Source organism: Bacillus sp. FSL K6-0994, assembly GCF_038630815.1.
Lineage (GTDB): Bacteria > Bacillota > Bacilli > Bacillales > Bacillaceae > Bacillus > Bacillus safensis.
The window spans coordinates 1,442,618-1,462,787 of the sequence record NZ_CP152043.1; the positions used below are offsets into that span (position 1 = coordinate 1,442,618).

20 protein-coding genes and 1 riboswitch are annotated in these 20,170 nt (G+C 44.1%); of the genes, 19 read left to right on the forward strand and 1 reads right to left on the reverse strand.

Features of this window, described 5'->3' with window-relative positions:
* Positions 1-7: 7 nt before the first annotated feature.
* The 9 genes from pyrE (at position 8) to MHB69_RS07420 (ending at position 6,917) form a co-directional block, all read left to right on the forward strand.
* Positions 8-646: an orotate phosphoribosyltransferase gene (pyrE, locus tag MHB69_RS07380; protein ID WP_024424225.1), complete on the forward strand. Its 639-nt coding sequence runs from the start codon at positions 8-10 to the stop codon at positions 644-646.
* A gap of 191 nt (positions 647-837) precedes the next feature.
* Positions 838-940: riboswitch (SAM riboswitch) on the forward strand.
* Between the two features lie 74 nt (positions 941-1,014).
* Positions 1,015-1,161, forward strand: coding sequence for a YezD family protein (locus tag MHB69_RS07385; protein ID WP_073205135.1), 147 nt, complete (start codon positions 1,015-1,017; stop codon positions 1,159-1,161).
* A gap of 45 nt (positions 1,162-1,206) precedes the next feature.
* Positions 1,207-1,908, forward strand: coding sequence for a phosphoadenylyl-sulfate reductase (locus MHB69_RS07390; protein WP_024426945.1), 702 nt, complete (start codon positions 1,207-1,209; stop codon positions 1,906-1,908).
* 13 nt (positions 1,909-1,921) lie between these two features.
* Positions 1,922-2,986 (forward strand): inorganic phosphate transporter, encoded by a 1,065-nt coding sequence (locus tag MHB69_RS07395; RefSeq protein ID WP_034281721.1) that lies wholly within the window; start codon positions 1,922-1,924, stop codon positions 2,984-2,986.
* A gap of 57 nt (positions 2,987-3,043) precedes the next feature.
* The gene (gene sat, locus MHB69_RS07400; protein WP_024426947.1) at positions 3,044-4,180 is read left to right on the forward strand and encodes a sulfate adenylyltransferase; all 1,137 of its coding nucleotides are present in this window, start codon (positions 3,044-3,046) and stop codon (positions 4,178-4,180) included.
* A 14-nt stretch (positions 4,181-4,194) separates the two neighbouring features.
* The gene (cysC, locus tag MHB69_RS07405; protein ID WP_034281722.1) at positions 4,195-4,788 is read left to right on the forward strand and encodes an adenylyl-sulfate kinase; all 594 of its coding nucleotides are present in this window, start codon (positions 4,195-4,197) and stop codon (positions 4,786-4,788) included.
* Between the two features lie 29 nt (positions 4,789-4,817).
* The gene (gene cobA / locus MHB69_RS07410; protein WP_024426949.1) at positions 4,818-5,573 is read left to right on the forward strand and encodes a uroporphyrinogen-III C-methyltransferase; all 756 of its coding nucleotides are present in this window, start codon (positions 4,818-4,820) and stop codon (positions 5,571-5,573) included.
* A 74-nt stretch (positions 5,574-5,647) separates the two neighbouring features.
* Complete coding sequence (locus tag MHB69_RS07415) at positions 5,648-6,433, forward strand: sirohydrochlorin chelatase (protein ID WP_342496122.1); 786 nt, start codon at positions 5,648-5,650, stop codon at positions 6,431-6,433.
* Positions 6,414-6,917 carry a bifunctional precorrin-2 dehydrogenase/sirohydrochlorin ferrochelatase gene (locus tag MHB69_RS07420; protein WP_081124362.1) on the forward strand — a complete coding sequence of 168 codons (504 nt, stop codon included), beginning with the start codon at positions 6,414-6,416 and terminating at the stop codon, positions 6,915-6,917. The genes MHB69_RS07415 and MHB69_RS07420 overlap by 20 nt, the downstream gene beginning before the upstream one ends.
* 38 nt (positions 6,918-6,955) lie before the next feature.
* On the opposite strand, the gene MHB69_RS07425 is transcribed toward MHB69_RS07420, so the two are convergent.
* Positions 6,956-8,665, reverse strand: a complete 1,710-nt coding sequence (locus MHB69_RS07425; protein WP_065214339.1) for an NFACT RNA binding domain-containing protein — start codon at positions 8,663-8,665, stop codon at positions 6,956-6,958.
* A 165-nt stretch (positions 8,666-8,830) separates the two neighbouring features.
* Here MHB69_RS07425 and MHB69_RS07430 point away from each other — a divergent pair, with 165 nt between their 5' ends.
* The 10 genes from MHB69_RS07430 to rsmB all read left to right on the forward strand — a co-directional run bounded on the left by MHB69_RS07430 (position 8,831) and on the right by rsmB (position 20,169).
* A complete protein-coding gene (locus MHB69_RS07430; RefSeq protein ID WP_101677214.1) occupies positions 8,831-11,506 on the forward strand; it encodes a calcium-translocating P-type ATPase, SERCA-type in 2,676 nt (891 codons plus the stop codon).
* An 83-nt stretch (positions 11,507-11,589) separates the two neighbouring features.
* Positions 11,590-12,465, forward strand: a complete 876-nt coding sequence (locus tag MHB69_RS07435; protein WP_034281735.1) for a YicC/YloC family endoribonuclease — start codon at positions 11,590-11,592, stop codon at positions 12,463-12,465.
* Positions 12,466-12,541: 76 nt separating this feature from the next.
* Positions 12,542-12,811: an extracellular matrix/biofilm regulator RemA gene (remA, locus tag MHB69_RS07440; protein WP_008344898.1), complete on the forward strand. Its 270-nt coding sequence runs from the start codon at positions 12,542-12,544 to the stop codon at positions 12,809-12,811.
* 9 nt (positions 12,812-12,820) lie between these two features.
* Positions 12,821-13,435, forward strand: a complete 615-nt coding sequence (gmk, locus tag MHB69_RS07445) for a guanylate kinase (protein WP_024424214.1) — start codon at positions 12,821-12,823, stop codon at positions 13,433-13,435.
* Positions 13,436-13,438: 3 nt separating this feature from the next.
* Complete coding sequence (gene rpoZ / locus MHB69_RS07450; protein WP_003211647.1) at positions 13,439-13,642, forward strand: DNA-directed RNA polymerase subunit omega; 204 nt, start codon at positions 13,439-13,441, stop codon at positions 13,640-13,642.
* A gap of 117 nt (positions 13,643-13,759) precedes the next feature.
* Positions 13,760-14,977 (forward strand): bifunctional phosphopantothenoylcysteine decarboxylase/phosphopantothenate--cysteine ligase CoaBC, encoded by a 1,218-nt coding sequence (gene coaBC, locus MHB69_RS07455; RefSeq protein ID WP_034281738.1) that lies wholly within the window; start codon positions 13,760-13,762, stop codon positions 14,975-14,977.
* A complete protein-coding gene (gene priA, locus MHB69_RS07460; RefSeq protein WP_111927351.1) occupies positions 14,974-17,382 on the forward strand; it encodes a primosomal protein N' in 2,409 nt (802 codons plus the stop codon). The genes coaBC and priA overlap by 4 nt, the downstream gene beginning before the upstream one ends.
* Positions 17,383-17,397: 15 nt before the next feature.
* Positions 17,398-17,880 (forward strand): peptide deformylase, encoded by a 483-nt coding sequence (gene def / locus MHB69_RS07465; RefSeq protein ID WP_034281741.1) that lies wholly within the window; start codon positions 17,398-17,400, stop codon positions 17,878-17,880.
* Positions 17,881-17,885: 5 nt separating this feature from the next.
* The gene (gene fmt / locus MHB69_RS07470) at positions 17,886-18,839 is read left to right on the forward strand and encodes a methionyl-tRNA formyltransferase (protein WP_034281743.1); all 954 of its coding nucleotides are present in this window, start codon (positions 17,886-17,888) and stop codon (positions 18,837-18,839) included.
* On the forward strand, positions 18,826-20,169 hold the full coding sequence (rsmB, locus tag MHB69_RS07475) for a 16S rRNA (cytosine(967)-C(5))-methyltransferase RsmB (protein WP_342496123.1): 1,344 nt from the start codon (positions 18,826-18,828) through the stop codon (positions 20,167-20,169). Before fmt ends, rsmB begins: the two co-directional genes overlap by 14 nt.
* Position 20,170 lies beyond the last annotated feature (1 nt).

The following is a 20,170-nucleotide window of genomic DNA, read 5'->3' on the forward strand; positions in this document are numbered from 1 at the left end:
CTGCCAGATGAAATCAAAAATCGCGAAACATCTATTACAAATCAAAGCGGTCTCATTAAAACCAGACGAACCGTTTACATGGGCGAGCGGTATAAAATCACCGATCTATTGTGATAACCGCCTCACATTATCATATCCAGAAGTCAGACACGACATTGCGGAAGGTCTAAAAGATTTGATTCTCACTCATTTCAAGGGGGCAGAGGTTGTCGCGGGTACTGCAACAGCTGGCATTCCGCATGCGGCATTAGCAGCAGACCGCTTGAACATCCCGATGTGTTATGTCAGAAGTAAGCCGAAAGCACACGGCAAAGGAAATCAAATTGAAGGGGCCGTATCGAAAGGCCAAAAGGTTGTCGTCGTCGAAGACCTTATTTCCACAGGAGGCAGTGTGCTTGAAGTGGTCGCTGCTCTTCAAGCTGAGGGCTGCGAGGTACTAGGAGTTGCCGCAATCTTCACATACGGACTGCCAAAAGCAGCAGCCGCTTTTCAAGAAAAAAATATTCCGTATGTCACCCTGACAGACTATGACACATTGACAGACGTGGCACTTGAACTGAAAGCGATTGAGCCGTCTGCGATGAACAAACTAAAACGCTGGAGACAAGATCCGTCCTCTGAATCTTGGATGGAAGAAACGGTCTGAAAAGAAGAGAAAGGACTAGGATGAAGAGCATTTTAGCCTCCTATCGTTAACAAAAGCTGTGCCTGCCCGCACGGCTTTTTTATTTGGGTGAAAATAGTAAAATAGACTCAAATTTTAATAAAAACTAATCCTATCAATAAAGTCGGGTTGACTTTTGTTTGAATTGTGTTAATATTTAAGACAAATTGAAACTCTTATCCAGAGAGGTGGAGGGACTGGCCCGATGAAACCCGGCAACCTGCGATCCGCAAGGTGCTACTTCCTGCAAAATGATTCTATTTTGAAAGATAAGGAAATCGTGAGCTTCCTCATCTTTCTTTCGGACTGAAAGAAAGTTTTTTTATTTTAACGGTGAGGAGGAAGAGGAGATGGAAGTGAAACAAAATCAGGATGAGGACTTAGTAAAGCATATGCAAGAACTGATTGGGGATATGAAATTCGGTTCAATTACGTTAATTGTTCAGGACGGTCAAGTGATTCAAGTGGAAAAAAACGAAAAAATTAGATTGAAGTAGTGCGGAAATTAGCAATATGAGCGGTACTCCGGAAGGGGAGAAATCATGTTAACTTATGAAAATTGGCAAGAGCCGTCCATTACATTTCAAGAGGATGATTTGTATAAAGGAGCCCTGTCTGTACTGAAATGGGCGTACGGTCATTATGGTGACCAGCTCGTGTATGCGTGCAGCTTTGGCATCGAGGGCATCGTTCTGATTGATCTGATTGCAAAAGTAAAAAAAGATGCGAGAATTGTCTTTTTAGATACAGGTCTGCATTTTAAGGAAACATACGACACAATTGATGCGGTAAAGGAAAGATACCCGGGTTTAGACATTGTATTGAAAACGCCTGAGCTGACGGTTGAACAGCAAAATGAGCAGCACGGTGATGAATTATGGAAAACAAATCCTCAAAGCTGCTGCCATATGCGTAAGGTCATTCCTTTGCAAGAAGCTCTCTCTGGTTATCCAGCATGGCTTTCCGGTTTAAGAAGAGAGCAGTCACCAAAACGAGCAGGGACGAATTTCTTAAATAAGGATGAAAAATTCAAATCAGTGAAAGTATGTCCGCTCATCCATTGGACGTGGAAGGACATATGGAGATATGCATCTAGAGAGGAACTTACTTATAATCCGCTGCATGACCAAGGATATCCAAGTATCGGCTGTGCACCGTGTACACAGCCAGCATTTACTGCAGATGATCTGCGTTCTGGCAGATGGTCAGGAACAGCAAAGACAGAGTGCGGATTACATGAGTAAGGGAGCATAATGTATGGAAATCGCCGCAATTTTATTTAGTCTATTCTTTGCTTTAAACATAGGCGCAAGCGGGGCAGCTGCTTCTATGGGCATTGCGTATGGATCAGGTGCCATTCAAAAGCCCATTTATGCACTCAGTTTTTGTGCAGTGGGGATTTTAGCAGGTTCAGTGATTGGCGGCGGCGAGGTCGTCAAAACGATCAGCTCTGGTATTATGCCAGAATCAGTCATTACACTTGAAATCGTTTGTATTATCATTGGTTCTGCTGCACTATCACTTTTCATAGCGAATCTCATGGCGATTCCTTTATCAACAAGTGAGGTCACAGTAGGGGCTGTGGTTGGTGTGGCAGTCGCGTATAAAGTATTGTTTGTGAAATCCATTTTAGTGATTGTGGCATTTTGGGTCATCATCCCGCTTTTTGCCTTTCTTTTTACCTTTGCTGTCGTCAAAATCATCAGAATGTTCCCTAAACGGAAGCTGTCTAAAAAAGGCACAGCTATTTTATCTGTCGTATTAATCCTCAGCGGATTTTTAGAGGCATTTTCAGCCGGTATGAACAATGTGGCAAATGCCGTCGGCCCGCTCGTCGCTTCAGGCGTTTTGTCTGTTGGGCAGGGAACACTTTACGGCGGAATCTTCGTCGCAGCAGGGGCCCTCTTGCTAGGCAGAAGAGTGCTGGAAACAAACGGAAAGAAAATTACCCGCTATCAAACAGGCGAAGGGATTTTACTTTCGAGTACCGGTGCCGGGCTTGTCATCGTCAGCTCTATTTTTGGGCTGCCCGTTCCACTTACGCAAATCACCTCCTCGTCTATCATCGGGCTTGGAATGGCAAAAGGCGGGCCTAACATTTTTCACAAACATGTTGTGAAAAAAATGCTGAAAGTATGGGTGGTCTCACCTTTTTTATCACTCAGCCTCTCGTATTTGCTTGTGAGCCTTTTCTTAAAAGGAGACTATTACTCTATCTTTATCATGATGAGTGTACTGCTTGCCTCACTTGGTGCGCTGAGTCTGATGAAGGCAGTCAAAAATGAAAGCAGCTCTATTCATGAACAGGGCGGCGGGATTTAACCATAAATCCGACTATTAACATCTAATAAATATGAACATTGAGAGGAAGATGAACAAATGAGTTTAACACCACATGGTGGCGTATTAATTAATCGAGTAAATGAAGAATATGATCTCAGCACGGCTGCGAAGGAAATTGAACTAGATGCGATTTCCTTTGCAGACCTTGAACTCATTGCAATTGGCGGATATAGTCCAATTGAAGGGTTTTTAACAAAAGCTGATTATGAAGCAGTTGTAAGCAGTATGCGGCTAGCAAGTGGTGTCGTTTGGTCTCTTCCTATTACACTGCCAGTAACAAAAGAAAAGGCGGCGGAAATCCATCAAGGCGATATCGTGCGCTTATCCTACAATGGAACTGTATATGGGGTCATTGAAGTAGAGGATCAATACACACCAGATAAAGAAAAAGAAGCGGTGAATGTCTATAAAACAGATGACCGCAATCATCCAGGCGTGAAAAAATTATTTGAACGCGGCGATACTTACATTGGCGGAAAAATTACACTGACGAAACGCAGTGAAAAACCATTCCCTCAATTTACGTATGAGCCAGAAGAAACAAGACGTCATTTTAAAGATAACGGCTGGAAAACCATAGTTGGTTTCCAAACGAGAAACCCTGTTCATCGTGCTCATGAATATATTCAAAAAACAGCACTGGAAACAGTCGATGGTTTATTTTTAAATCCGCTTGTCGGTGAAACAAAATCTGACGACATCCCGGCAGATGTAAGAATGAAAAGCTATCAAGTATTATTGGACGGTTATTATCCAAAAGACCGCGTCTTTTTAGGTGTTTTTCCTGCTGCAATGCGTTATGCTGGACCAAAGGAAGCCATTTTTCATGCGCTAGTGCGGAAAAATTATGGCTGCACCCATTTTATTGTCGGAAGAGATCATGCAGGTGTTGGTGACTATTACGGCACATACGAGGCGCAGGAACTATTTGATCAATTTACAAGCGAAGAAATCGGCATTACTCCATTAAAATTTGAACACAGTTTCTACTGTAATACATGTGAAGCGATGGCCACTCCAAAAACGTGTCCTCACGACAAAAGCGAGCATGTCATTCTTTCAGGTACAAAGGTTCGAACAATGCTGAGAAACGGTGAATTACCACCAAGCACGTTCAGCCGAAAAGAAGTCATTGAAACATTAATCGAAGGATTAAAAACGACGGTATCTTAATGGGAGGGTATGACATGAGCAACGAACATATCGTGTGGCATGATTCATCAATTACAAAAAAAGAATATCAGCAGAAAAACAATCATACGAGCGGCATTATCTGGCTTACAGGTCTAAGTGGGTCAGGTAAATCAACGATCGCGAATGCAGCTGCGAGAGAGCTGTTTGAACAAGGCTACCAAGTCACAGTTCTTGACGGCGATAACGTGCGGCACGGACTCAATAAAGATCTAGGGTTTTCAGATGATGACAGAAAAGAAAACATCCGCCGGATCGGAGAAGTAGCAAAATTATTTGTGGAGCAAGGGACGATTGTCATCACTGCTTTTATTTCTCCATTTCAAGAAGACCGCCACACTGTCAGACAGTTGGTCGAAGATGGGGAATTTCATGAAGTATTTGTCAAATGTGATCTGAACGTGTGTGAAGAGCGTGATCCAAAAGGGTTATATAAAAAGGCGAGAAACGGTGAAATTCCGTTTTTCACTGGAATCGATTCACCGTATGAAGAGCCTGCTGCGCCTGAGCTCGTATTAGATACAGGGGAATTATCACGTGAGGAATCTAAACAGCGTCTTGTTGATTATGTAAAAGGAACAACGAAATAATCATCTGATGGCAGGGGGAGAAAAGCAAGATGGGGAAAGTATACATTGTGGGTGCTGGACCCGGTGACCCAGATTTAATAACATTAAAGGCCCATAAGGCGATACAGCGGGCAGATGTCATCTTATATGATCGTCTTGTCAATCAAGAAATTCTCGCCCATGCCAAACCGGAGGCGGAATTGATTTATTGCGGCAAGCTGCCAAATCATCATACAATGAGACAGGAAGCCATCAATGAAGCGCTTGTGGCTCATGCAAAGGAAGGGAACGTTGTCGTTCGGCTGAAAGGCGGCGACCCCTTTGTCTTTGGCCGCGGCGGTGAAGAAATCGAATGCTTAGCTGAGCACGGAATTCCGTATGAGGTCGTCCCAGGAATTACTTCTGGGATTGCAGCGGCTGCTTATGCGGGCATCCCTGTGACACATCGTGAATTCAGCTCAAATGTTGCTTTTGTCACGGGTCACTATCAAAAGGATGAACATTTTGAAGAAAAGTGGGAGGCGCTGGCTACAGGGATTGATACTCTTGTGATTTACATGGGTGTCAAAAACGTGGAAAGAGTGCAGCGCCTGCTTTTGAAAAATGGACGGGACCCTGAAACACCCGCTGCATTTATACACTGGGGAACCACAACAAGGCAAAAGACAACGTGCTGCACGGTGGCGACATTGTCTGAAACCGTTGAAAAAGAAGGGATCGAGCATCCAAGTTTAATTGTTGTTGGAGATGTCGTTCATTTTCATCAAAAGCTGAACTGGTTTGAACCTGCATTCATCGAGAAATGAGAATGATAGAGAAAAGACACGTGCATACATCGTGTCTTTTCGTCTGATGAAAACAAGTGAGAGGGAGGAGCCGCATGAAACAAGCTGTCCTTTATGTTGGGCATGGAAGCAGGGTAAAAGAAGCACAAGATAAGGCCATTTCTTTTATGAAAAGCTGTATGCCGTTAGTGAAAGCAGATATACAAGAAATTTGTTTTTTAGAGCTGACGGACCCTTCTATAGAAGAAGGATTTGAGGCCTGTGTGAAAAAAGGAGCGACACACATTGCAATCGTCCCGCTCCTCCTTTTAACTGCCATGCATGCCAAATCGGATATCCCGGTCGAAATTGAGAAAGTGCATGCGCGTTTCCCGCAAGTGAAGGTCACATATGGAAAGCCAATCGGCGTGAATCAAGAAGTAACAAAAGCGGTTGCCGCAAGAATTGAAGAAGCAGGATATCAAGGCGAGCACGCGCGGATTCTTTTAATTGGCCGCGGGAGCTCTGATCCGGATGTGAAGCGAGATGTGTTTGGCATTGCAGACGATGTCCGAAATCTGCTTCAGCATGCAGAGGTTCTTCCGTGTTTTATTACAGCATGTGAGCCAAATTATCGAGATGTTCTCGCGCAGTTATCAGCAGATGACGATGGGCCTGTCTATCTCGTTCCTTACTTGCTGTTTACGGGGATTTTAATGAAAGAAATTGAAAATGAAGCCGCTCAGGCGAGAAAGCGGCTGAAAGATGTCCGGGTATGCCGGTATATTGGCTTTCATCCGCATGTCAAATCGGCTTATATTGAACGCGTGCAAGAAACCATTTTAAACAAAGACGATGCGTTTCGTTTCCGAGGAGAAATCCATGCTTCCAGTCCATCTTGATTTAACCGATAAACAAGTGGTCATCGCCGGCGGCGGATCTGTCGCGTTAAGAAGAGCAAAGGCATTGTGTACGGAGTCTTGCCAGATAACCGTTGTGAGTCCTAATATTTCTGAAGAGATGGAACGCCTCATTGATACATATGCGCTCAATTGGAAGGAAAAGAAAGTAGACGATGAAGATTTAAAGGATGCGTTTTTCATTGTTGCTGCTACAAACGACCCTTCGGTAAATGAATGGATTGCACAAACAGCACAGCCTCACCAGCTCGTGAATTGTGTGAGCCAATCTGAGCTCGGCAATGTGATGGTGCCGAAGGTTGTCAAAGCAGGAAAAGTGACGATTTCAGTTTCTACAAGCGGTGCAAGCCCCGCCCGGACAAAACAATTGGCTGCGGCAATTGAATCCTTGCTTGAAGAAGAGGATATTGACGCACTTGATGCCCTTTACATCGAAAGAAAAAAACGACAAAGAAAAAGCCGATAAAATCGAGGGTCAGTCCCCGATTTTATCGGCTTTTTTATTTATTTTCTCAGCTTGAGCACAAGATCTTCGTCAGGCGTGACAAATAATGTTTGCTGCTGATCATACGTAACAAAGCCAGGCTTTGCTCCGTTTGGTTTTTTCACATGCCGGATTTTCGTATAATCGACAGGAACGGAGCCGGACTCTTTTGCCTTCGAGAAGTAGGCGGCAATTTGAGCCGCTTCAAGCAGCGTTTGTTCATCAGGTGCTTGGTGGCGGATGACGACATGTGATCCAGGAATATCCTTTGTATGCAGCCAAATATCATCACGAGCAGCTGCCTTTGTAGTCAAATACTCGTTTTGTTTGTTGTTTTTTCCGACTAAAATTGGTATGCCTTGGGACGATTCATACGTTTCGAGCTGAATGGCCGCCGGTTTTTTCTTTTTGGCGTGGCGCTTTTGTTTGGCGCGCAAATATTTTCCTTCAACAAGCTCTTCTCTCATTTCCTCTAAATCCTTCGGTGAAGCAGAGGACAGCTGCTGAATCAGCTCTTCAAAATAAGCAATTTCTTCATGTGTCCGCTTAATTTGTTCATTTACAGCTTCTACAGCATTTTTTGCCTTTTGATATTTTGTGAAATATGCCTGTGCATTTTCAGAAGGGGTTTTATTTGTTTTGAGCGGGATCGTGATTTCTCCGCCGTCTTCATCGTAATAATTGATGACAGTCGCTTCTTTATCCCCTTTTTTAATCGCATATAAATTGGCTGTTAACAGCTCACCATAGAGCTGATATTTGTGTGCATCTTGGGATTCTTCAAGTGTTCTTTTTAGCTTTTTCAGCTTGTTTTCATTTTTCTTTTTTTCATTGACGACAAATCGTTCAAGGTCTGCCGCCTGCTGTTTGACTCTGTCTCTCTCAGCTTTTCCGAAATAAAAGCGGTCAAGCAGCTGGCTGAGTGAGTCGAATGTCTTCATCTCGCCATGGACATGCTGAAGCTCTAATAAATAAAAATACTCTTTCCCATCTTTTCTTGTGAGCTGCGGCGTAAAAGAATGCATGCGAATGAGCTGGAACATGTCGAGCAGTGTATTTGGAATTGTTTCTTGATTGGCAAGGCCGGCCCGGTGTACTGCTTCCTTTGCAAACAGCGGGGAAACCCCAGAGAAGGTATCGACAATTTGATTCGCGATCTTTCCTTCTTGAAAGCGTAAATGCTTCATAATATCATCCTTTGTCACGTCAAAAGGATTCAATTTTTGCTGCGCAGGCGGCAGAAGGTATTCATGACCAGGAAGCACCGTTCGATAGCTGTTCACAGATGGAGAAAGGTGTTTTAAACCATCAATGATCTGCTGCGTTCCATCCTCTACAAGAATCAAATTACTATGACGTCCCATGATTTCAATGTAAAGCTTACGCGTCTGTTCATCACCGATTTCATTTCGGCTTCTCACATGAAGCACGATCACCCGGTCAAACCCAATCTGTTCAAAACGTTCAATAAAGCCGCCCTCAAGATGCTTTCTGAGCAGCATACAAAACATCGGCGGCTCGCTTGGATTGTCGTATTGATGCTCTGTGAGCTGCACTCTCGCATAGCTCGGATGAGCCGATAAAAGCAGCTTATGATTTTTCCCGTTTGCCCGAATATGAAAAATCAGCTCGTGTTTATATGGCTGATGGATTTTTGAAATCCTCCCGCCAGTTAATGTCTCTTGCAATTCATTTGTCATACCATATGTAAAAATGCCGTCAAATGACATGTTGGATACACCCTCTTCTTTCACACAAATCTACTGAAAGAACCTTCCGTTTTCTCGTTCTTTAGGCAGTCTTATTATTATAGCATGATTTAGGACGAGTCTGAATAAACTGGCTTATAGAACACTGCATATGAGAGAGAACAAAAGAGGAGTGGACGAGGTCAAATGAATTGGCATGAACTGAACCAAACCGATTTATTAAAAACAATGAATACATCGATAGGTGACGGACTGTCAGAAAAAGATGTACAAAAGCGGCTTGAAAAACATGGGCCAAATGAATTGCAGGAAGGAAAAAAGGCGTCGGCTCTGATCATTTTTTTAGCACAGTTTAAAGATTTCATGGTGTTAATCTTGCTTGCAGCAACAATCATTTCTGCCTTTTTAGGAGAATACATTGATGCTGTTGCGATTGTAGCCATTGTTTTGATTAATGGTGTACTCGGTTTTTATCAAGAACGCCGGGCGGAGAAATCCCTTCAAGCGTTAAAAGAATTATCAACTCCGCACGTGTATGCAAGGAGAAATAATGAATGGGTCAAGATCCCGTCTAAACATCTCGTGCCAGGGGATATTGTGAAATTTTCAAGCGGAGATCGGATTGGGGCAGATATTAGATTACTAGAAACAAAGAGCTTAGAAATTGAGGAGTCCGCTCTCACTGGTGAGTCCATCCCAGCGGTCAAACACGCAAGTCCGCTTTCAAGCGGCCATGTCTCTCTCGGAGATTTGACGAACATGGCCTTTATGGGGACGCTTGTCACTAGAGGCAGCGGCGTAGGGGTTGTCATTGGTACAGGAATGAATACGGCGATGGGACAAATTGCCGGCATGCTGGATGCAGCAGGTAATATGGAAACGCCGCTGCAAAGACGTCTCGAGCAGCTTGGGAAAATTCTGATTGTGGCTGCTTTATTTTTAACGGTGCTCGTTGTTGTTCTCGGGGTTGTGCAAGGACATGAATTGTATCATATGTTCCTAGCGGGAGTATCTCTTGCTGTTGCGGCGATTCCAGAAGGCCTGCCGGCGATCGTCACTGTTGCACTTTCCCTAGGGGTGCAGCGGATGATCAAACAAAAATCGATTGTCAGAAAGCTCCCCGCGGTGGAAACACTCGGCTGCGCGTCAATCATTTGCTCAGATAAAACAGGAACGATGACGCAAAATAAAATGACCGTGACCCATGTATGGGCAGAGGGGAAAACGTGGAATATTTCTGGCACAGGCTACGAGCCATCCGGTGACTTTACCTTGAACGGAGAAATCGTCCATGCTGACAAGCACCCAAGCCTGCAAAAGGTGTTATTATACGGGGCGCTTTGTAATACATCGACCATCGTTGAAAAAGACGGGGAGATGAGGCTTGATGGAGATCCGACAGAGGGGGCGCTTCTCACCGCAGCACGTAAAGCGGGTTTTACAGAGCAATTCATCGAAGCTGGATTTCATGTCATTGAGGAGTTTCCTTTTGATTCAGAAAGAAAGATGATGTCAGTCGTCGTTGAAACGAATCAAAAAGAGCGGTATGTCATTGCAAAAGGTGCGCCGGATGTACTAATGAACCGTTCCAGTCATATCATGCACGGCGGGCGCACAGCTTCTTTTTCAGCCACTCACAGGCAAGAAACAGAAGCTGCGATTCAAGGGTTAGCAAGACAGGCGCTTAGAACCATTGCCATCGCGTATAAAAAAGTCGGTCTGACGGAAAAAATCACCTCTGTAAAGCAGGCTGAAACCGATTTAACATTGATCGGGTTAGAGGGCATGATCGATCCACCGCGCCCTGAAGTCAGACGAGCGATTAAAGAGTGCCGGGATGCCGGGATTAAAACGGTCATGATTACAGGCGACCACGTAGAAACGGCCAAAGCGATTGCCAAAGACTTAAGCCTTTTACCGAAGCAAGGACAGGTGCTCGACGGAAAAGCGCTTGATCAGATGAGCGACAAAGAGCTTGAGCAAACGGCTGAAAATGTATACGTCTTTGCCCGGGTTTCCCCTGAGCATAAACTGAGAATTGTCAAAGCCTATCAAAAAAATGGTCATGTTGTGGCGATGACAGGTGACGGGGTCAATGATGCGCCTGCCATTAAACAAGCAGATATTGGCATTTCCATGGGCATCACTGGAACAGACGTAGCCAAAGAAGCGTCTTCTCTTATTTTACTTGACGACAACTTTGCGACCATAAAATCCGCCATTAAAGAGGGCCGGAATATTTATGAAAACATTCGTAAGTTTGTCCGTTATTTGCTGGCATCAAATGTCGGAGAAATTTTGGTCATGCTGTTTGCGATGCTCCTCGCGCTTCCGCTTCCGCTCGTTCCTATACAAATCTTATGGGTAAACCTTGTCACAGATGGTCTGCCGGCTATGGCACTTGGCATGGATAAGCCAGAAGGCGATGTCATGAAGAGAAAGCCGCGGAATGTGAAAGAGGGCATTTTTGCTAGAGGGCTTGGCTGGAAGGTCATCTCAAGAGGATTCCTCATCGGGCTTGCGACCCTTTTGGCATTTATATTTGTGTATCACCGCGATCCAAACAACCTGCAATATGCACAGACTGTCGCATTTAGTACGCTTGTTTTGGCGCAGCTCATTCATGTATTTGACTGCCGCAGTGAACGGTCCATTTTTGAACGTAATCCATTTGGGAACCTTTATTTGATCGGTGCGGTTTTGTCATCACTTTTACTCATGTTTGTGGTCATTTATTACCCGCCGCTTCAGCCGATTTTCAAAACGGTGGCGGTTGCACCAATTGATTGGCTGCTGATCATTGGGATGTCTGCACTGCCAACTTTTTTACTGGCAGGATCACTTTTGACAAGAAAAAAATAATTGATTATGGTATAATTTTGAGGTAATAGTGTCTGCTATTACCTTTTTCATTTTATTAATATGAAAGAATTGGGTGTTTTGACATGATACGCAGTATGACGGGATTCGGCCAAGCGAGTAAAACGGATGGAGAACTGACAGTGTCAGTTGAGCTAAAATCGGTCAATCACCGTTTTAAAGAGGTTCATGCCCGTTTGCCGAGGCCGCTTTTATATTTCGAAGATACATTAAAAAAAATCATTCTTCGTCACGTGCAGCGCGGTAGAATTGAGCTGTTTGTCACGATTGAAGGCGGTAAACTAGCAAGCCGGTCCTTACAGATCGACTGGCCGCTGCTTGATGAATACATGAAAGCCGCAAAAGACCTCGAGGAACGCTATCACATTTCAGGCATTCAGCATGCACATGACTTATTGGGGCTGGAGCTTGCCGTTCAAGTGGAAGAGTCAGCCAGCCGAAATGAACAGTTAGAGCAGCTGCTGATGGAAGCTTGCGAGGCTGCTGTCAAGGAGCTTTGCTTCATGAGAGAGCAAGAGGGCGCATCACTTCAAAAAGACTGTGAACTGAGGCTTTCTGAACTAGAGGCCTATACAGAAGAAATCAAAGTCTTTGCACCAGAGGTTGTGAGTCAGTACAAAGAACGATTGAATCAGCGATTGCAAGAATGGATCGGAGAGGCGCTTGACGAGAGCAGACTAACGACAGAGGCTGCCATTTTTGCTGACCGGTGTGACATTACAGAAGAGATTACGAGACTGAAAAGTCATTTTCAGCAGTTTCAGCAAATCTTGCTGCAAGGCGGTGCTGCCGGCCGAAAACTTGACTTCCTTGTACAGGAGCTCAACCGTGAAGTGAACACCATTGGATCAAAAGCGAACCATCACCATTTAACAAAGCTGGTGGTTGAAATGAAAAGTGCTATTGAAAAAATAAAAGAACAAGTGCAAAATATAGAATAGTCATTGTGTATGCTGTTTACAGTGCGTCTCTTTCGGCGAGACTAGAGACGTTTATATTACAGGGGGACGAAAGAAGATGACCATAAAGTTGATCAATATCGGATTTGGAAACATCATTTCAGCGAATCGGATGATTTCGATCGTCAGTCCGGAATCAGCACCGATTAAACGAATGATACAAGACGCAAGAGATCGAGGCATGCTCATAGATGCTACATACGGAAGAAGAACCCGTGCTGTTGTCATTATGGACAGTGACCATGTCATCTTATCTGCCGTTCAGCCTGAGACTGTCGCGCAAAGACTTTCTGTAAAAGAAGAAATCATAGATGAAGGGCAGGGGTAATACGCCATTATGAAAGAAAGAGGACTTTTAATCGTTCTCTCTGGACCTTCGGGAGTTGGAAAAGGAACGGTCAGACAAGCCATTTTCTCCCAGGAAGATACGAAATTTGAATACTCTATTTCTGTGACGACACGCAAACCGCGTGAAGGTGAAAGAAATGGTGTCGATTATTTCTTTAAAACCAGGGAAGAATTTGAACATATGATTGAAAACAAAAAGCTGTTAGAATGGGCAGAGTACGTCGGGAATTACTACGGCACGCCTGTTGACTATGTAGAACAGACATTAAGCGAAGGAAAAGATGTTTTCCTTGAAATTGAAGTGCAAGGTGCACTTCAAGTAAGAGAAGCATTCCCGGAAGGTCTTTTTATTTTCCTTGCACCGCCTAGTCTTTCAGAACTTCAAAACCGTATCATTACTCGCGGTACAGAATCTGAGGAGCTCATTCGAAACCGAATGGCTGCTGCGAAAGAAGAAATTGAAATGATGGATGCTTACGACTATGTCGTTGAAAACGATGATGTCGAGCTTGCTTGTGAAAGAATCAAAGCGATCGTCCTTGCAGAACACCTGCGCAGAGACAGAGTCGCACCAAGATATAAAAAAATGCTGGGGGTAGAATAAACCATGTTAGATCCTTCAATTGACTCATTGATGAACAAACTTGATTCAAAATATACACTTGTAACAGTGTCGGCACGCCGTGCACGTGAAATGCAGATCCATCAAGATCAGCAGATTGAAAACACAAAGTCTTACAAATTCGTAGGCAAAGCACTAGAAGAAATTGACGCTGGTCTTTTGACATTTGAAAAAGAGGATCAAGAATAACACATCGCTTCTGCAATGCAGATACGATACGTTCAAAAAAGTCAAAACTATGATTGGTTTTGACTTTTTTGAATTGTAGACGAATTTGTGAAAAAGGCCGTTAAGGGGGACAAACAAATGTTACAGTCAAAAAATATATTGCTTGGTGTCAGCGGAGGAATCGCCGTATATAAAGCAGCAGCACTTACTAGTAAACTCGTACAAGCAGGCGCAAATGTAAGAGTGATTATGACGGAATCTGCTCGTGAGTTTGTGTCTCCGCTTACCTTCCAAGCACTGTCTCGGCATGAGGTATATGTAGATACATTCAAAGAAAACAATCCAAAAGTCATTGCACATATTGACGTAGCTGACTGGGCCGATCTCATTCTTGTTGCCCCTGCAACAGCACATACGATTGGTAAAATGGCCGCTGGACTTGCAGATGATATGCTCACAACGACTTTGCTTGCTTCTACAGCGCCTGTATGGGTCGCACCAGCGATGAATGTGCATATGTATGATCACCCGGCTGTGAAACGGAACATTCGCACATTATATGAAGACGGCTACAGGTTTATTGAGCCGAGTGAAGGTTATTTAGCCTGCGGGTACATTGGAAAAGGGCGATTAGAAGAGCCTGAAAAAATTGTTGAACACATCCGGGCCTTTTTTGAAGAGCCAAAAAGCTTACCGCTCTCAGGTAAAAAAGTTGTGGTGACAGCAGGTCCTACACGTGAAGTGATCGATCCTGTCCGGTTCTTTACAAACCGTTCTAGTGGAAAAATGGGCTATGCGATTGCAGAGGCTGCTCAGCAAATGGGTGCAGATGTTACGCTGATTTCTGGACCTGTTTCTTTAACTGAACCTGACCATGTACATGTAGTGCACGTTGAATCAGCTGAAGAGATGTATCATGCTGCGCTAGATGTATACGGGGAAGCTGATCTTGTCATTAAATCAGCAGCTGTCGCCGATTACACCCCTGTCACGACATATGCTCATAAAATGAAAAAACAGGCCGGCGCTCTGGACATTGAATTCACCCGGACAAAAGATATTTTAAAAGAACTGGGGAAAAGAAAAGAGCATCAAGTGCTGGTCGGATTTGCAGCTGAAACGCAGGATGTAGAATATTATGCGAAAAAGAAAATTGAATCCAAGCATCTCGATATGATTGTGGCCAATAACGTCACTAAAGAAGGTGCAGGCTTTGGCACAGATACCAATGTGGCAGCAATCATCAAAGCAGATGGAACGAAAAAAGAGCTGCCAATGATGAGCAAAAAAGACCTCGCTTTTGAAATTTTAAAGGAGGCAATAATGCTGCTTCCAAAAGAGCGTGATCGCGCATGATTGCTGAAGTCATCGTAGATGTCACAACGAAAGCCATTGACCGGCCATTTGATTACCGTGTACCAGATCGATTCAAAGATCTCGTCAAAGCGGGAATGAGGGTGGTCGTTCCCTTTGGCCCGCGGAAGATTCAAGGGTTTGTGACAAAAGTCAAAGAGGAAACAGACATCAAGACAGGAAGCATTAAAGAGATAGTCGATTTATTTGATTTATCACCTGTTCTGACAGATGAGCTACTGGAGCTTTCTCACTGGCTGACGGAAAAAACATTGTCCTATCATATTACGGCACTTCAATCGATGCTGCCCGCAGCCATGAAGGCAAAGTATGAAAAAGAAATACAGGTGCTATCAGAGGAAGAACTTCCGCAGTCATTGAAAGAGCTTTTCGGTCAGCGAGAGAGCATTCTTTATGCTGACATCCCGTCTGAACAATTAAAACAGATTCAAAAGCATGTCCAAAAAGGTCATCTAGAGGTGAGATACCATGTCTCGCAAAAATCTGGAAAGAAAAAGGTCCGCATGCTCCAGCTGGCTGTATCGAAAGAAAAACTTGAAGAAAAGCAGCAGCAGCTAAAGAAAAATGCGGTAAAACAAAAGGCACTGATTTCCTACTTGCTTCAAGCGGGAGAGGCAACCTTTTTAGCGAAAGACTTGCAGCAGCAAACAGGCGCGAGTTCTCAAACGCTTAAAACCTTTATTCAAGAAGGGCTGTTAACAGAAAGCTATGAAGAGGTCTACCGGGATCCTTACCGTGACCGGGAGTTTACACCATCTGCATCACTTGATCTCACGCCTGAGCAAACAGAGGCGGCAAAACATATTCATCAAGCAGTCAGTGAGGATCAGCACGCAACCTTTTTACTGCACGGAGTGACAGGAAGCGGCAAAACGGAGATTTACTTGCAGACAATTGATCATGTTCTTCAAAAAGGCAAAGAAGCGATCGTTTTAGTTCCTGAGATTTCGTTAACCCCTCAAATGGTGCAGCGATTTAAAGAACGATTTGGCTCAAATGTGGCTGTTCTTCACAGCGGCTTATCGACAGGAGAAAAATATGATGAATGGCGGAAAATTCATCGCAAGGAAGTCAAGCTTGTCGTTGGCGCAAGATCTGCTGTTTTCGCTCCATTTGAAAATTTAGGCATGATTATTATAGATGAAGAGCATGAATCCTCTTATAAACAAGAAGAAATGCCTCGTTATCATGCCAAGGATGTCGCCATTGAACGAGCAGTGCGGCATCAATGTCCAGTCGTATTAGGCAGTGCAACACCTTCACTTGAAACCTATGCACGTGCAAAAAAAGGCGTCTATACATTGCTGCCGCTCAAGCACCGCGTCAACCAGCAGCAGATGCCGCACGTTTCGTTAATTGATATGAGAGAAGAACTAAGAAATGGCAACCGCTCCATGTTCTCAGAAGAATTAATGATCAGGTTAAAGGAAGTGCTTGAAAGAAAAGAACAAGCCGTTTTATTTCTGAACAAAAGAGGCTATTCATCCTTTGTGATGTGCCGTGATTGCGGATATGTGGAGCAATGTCCTCATTGCGAAATTTCTCTCACCTATCACCGCTATCAAAAACGGCTGAAGTGCCATTATTGTGGTCACGAAGCTCCAGTACCTTCTGAATGTCCAGAATGCCACAGTGAGCATATTCGCTATTTTGGAACTGGCACGCAGCGAGTAGAAGAAGAACTGACAAAGGTATTGCCTGAGGCGCGTGTGATCCGAATGGATGTGGATACAACGTCACGTAAAGGTGCTCACGAAAAGCTTCTTACGTCTTTTGGCAATAAAGAAGCGGACATTTTGCTCGGGACGCAGATGATTGCAAAGGGGCTGGATTTCCCAGATGTCACACTTGTTGGTGTTCTCAGTGCGGATACATCCCTTCACATCCCTGATTTTCGTTCAAGTGAAAAAACATTTCAGCTTCTCACACAGGTCAGCGGCAGAGCAGGGCGCCATGAAAAAGCGGGCTCGGTCATTATTCAATCGTATACGCCTTCTCACTATAGTATTGAATTAACGAAGCAGCATGACTACGAAGCCTTTTATGAACAGGAGATGCTGCATCGACGCCACCAGTCCTATCCGCCTTATTACTTTTTGGCAATGGTGACAGTGTCACACGAAGAAGTGACGAAGGCAGCACATGTCACTGATCAAATTGTCCAGTTCCTAAAAATGAACTGTGCACCGAATACTCGAATCCTTGGTCCGGCCGCATCGCCAATCGCTAAGATCAAAGATAGATATCGGTATCAATGCGTGATAAAATACAAAAGGGAAAATGAACTGGCAAGTTTACTACGGAAAATACAAGACCATTATCAAAAGGAAATGGAACAAAAACAATTGATGATTTCAATAGATATGAATCCATATATGATGATGTAAAACGGAGGGCTGTAAGTGGCAGTAAAACCAATAGTCATACATCCGGCAGAAGTGCTTGAACAAAAGACAGAGCGCGTCGGTACATTCGATAAAAAGCTTAAAAAACTGCTGGATGATATGTATGATACAATGCTTGAGCTGGATGGAGTTGGACTAGCAGCACCACAAATCGGTATTTCAAAAAGAATCGCTGTTGTAGATATCGGAGAAGAATCTGGCAGAATTGACTTAGTGAACCCCGAGGTGCTTGAAGTAGAAGGAAGCCAGACAGATATTGAAGGCTGCCTGAGCTTTCCATCTTTATACGGCACTGTAGAGAGACCGAACTATGTGAAGGTAAAAGCCTTTGATAAGAAAGGCAAACCATTTACAATAGAAGCAGACGGATTTTTAGCAAGAGCTTTATTGCACGAAATTGATCATTTAGACGGCATTTTATTTACGTCAAAAATCATTGAGACTTATACAGAAAAAGAACTTGCGGAAATGGAAGGGTGAAGAAAATGGCACGTATCGTATTTATGGGAACCCCTGATTTCTCAGTACCTGTGCTGCAAACACTGATAACAGAAGGATACGAAGTGGTAGGGGTTGTCACGCAGCCAGACCGCCCAAAAGGAAGAAAACGAGTGCTCACACCGCCTCCTGTAAAAGTGGAAGCCTTAAAGCACGGCATTCCTGTGTTGCAGCCTGAAAAGGTGCGCCTTGATGAAGAAATTGATAAGGTGCTTGCCTTACAGCCGGATTTAATCGTCACAGCGGCATTTGGACAAATTTTACCAAAGCGATTACTCGATGAACCTAAGTTTGGCTGTATCAATGTTCATGCCTCGCTGCTGCCAGAACTAAGAGGCGGCGCGCCGATCCATTATGCGATCCTTCAAGGCAAAAAGAAAACAGGCGTTACCATCATGTACATGGTGGAAAGACTTGATGCAGGTGACATGATCAGTAAAGTAGAAGTAGAAATCGATGAATTAGACAATGTCGGAACATTGCATGACAAATTAAGTGTTGCAGGTGCCGCGCTGCTAAAAGATACGGTGCCAAATGTTCTGAGCGGGTCTATTTCTCCGATTCCGCAAAATGAAGAAGCGGCCACATATGCACCAAATATTAAGCGGGAGCAAGAAAGATTAGACTGGACAAAAACCGGCGAAGAGCTTTACAACCAAGTTCGCGGGCTAAATCCTTGGCCAGTTGCCTATACTGAATGGAACGGCGCTCATCTAAAAGTATGGGAAGCGAAAAAGGTTCCGCTTCAAGCGCAAGAAGAACCCGGGAAAGTGATTGAGCTTCAAAAAGAAGGTCCGGTCATTGGAACTGGGAATGAGCAAGGCCTTTTATTAACAGGTGTGCAGCCAGCTGGTAAGAAAAAAATGAGCGGCGAAGACTTCTTAAGAGGCGCAAATATCGAAATTGGACAGAAATTAGGGTTAATGAATGAAGAAAAGTAATGTGAGAGAAGTAGCGCTGGACGCTTTAATCAAACTCGAACAAAACCAGGCTTACAGTAATTTGCTGTTGCAGTCAGTCATGAAAGATAAAGACTTAGCTGATCAGGACAAACCGCTGTTAACAGAGCTTGTATATGGTACACTGCAAAATAAGCTGGCATTAGATTATATGCTGACGCCCTTTGTGAAAAAACCGCAAAAGGTCGCTCCATGGGTGATGCAGCTTTTGCGGATGTCTCTTTATCAAATGGTGTACCTTGAAAAAATACCAGATCGTGCAGCCGTTCATGAAGCTGTCGAGCTAACGAAAAAGCGCGGACACAAAGGCATTTCTTCACTTGTGAACGGTGTTCTTCGTTCCGTGCAAAGAGAAGGCGTTCCGTCATTTGATGCGATCAAAGATCCCGTAAAGCGGCTGTCCATTGAGACAAGCCACCCATTATGGCTTGTGCAGGAGTGGGTTCAGGCGTACGGGTTTGAAGCGGCAGAAAGCATGTGCCGCATTCATTTAGTCCCGCCAAAGCAAACCCTTCGTGTCAATCGAATGAAAATTGACCGCACGGCACTGCAGCAAAAACTAATGGATGCAGGTATTGAAACGGAGCTTGGCGACTTATCTGAAGATGCACTTAAGCTCATGAAAGGGTCCATCGTCTCAACCCCTTCTTTTCAAGAAGGCTATGTGACGATACAAGATGAAAGCTCGATGCTTGTCGCAAGAGCGCTCGACCCTCAGCCAGGAGAAACGGTGCTTGACGCCTGTGCGGCTCCTGGCGGAAAATCAACACATATTGCAGAACGTATGAACGATGAGGGCAAAATTGTTTCTCTTGATTTACATGAACATAAAGTGAAACTCATCAAACAAGCAGCAAAACGTCTGAACCTTACTCACATTGAGGCAAAAGCACTTGATGCAAGGAAAGCGGCAGACTATTACAGCGAAGCTTCGTTTGACCGTATTCTCATTGATGCACCGTGTTCCGGTTTTGGCGTCATTAGACGAAAACCAGATATGAAATATACAAAGTCACAAGAAGACTCAGCAAGGCTTGCAGCTATCCAGCAGGCCATTTTAAAGGAAACGGCCCCGCTTTTAAAACCGGGCGGAACCCTTGTATACAGTACGTGTACAATGGACCCAACAGAAAATCAACAAGTGATTCATGCGTTTTTACAAGAACACCAAGACTTCGAACCCGATCTATCTCTTAATGAACGGCTGCCTGAGCAGGTTGCTCCGTTTGTTCAAAACGGAAGTGTACAAATTCTTCCTCATTATTTCGGAACAGATGGTTTCTTTATTTGCAGCATGAGAAAGAAGGGATAAA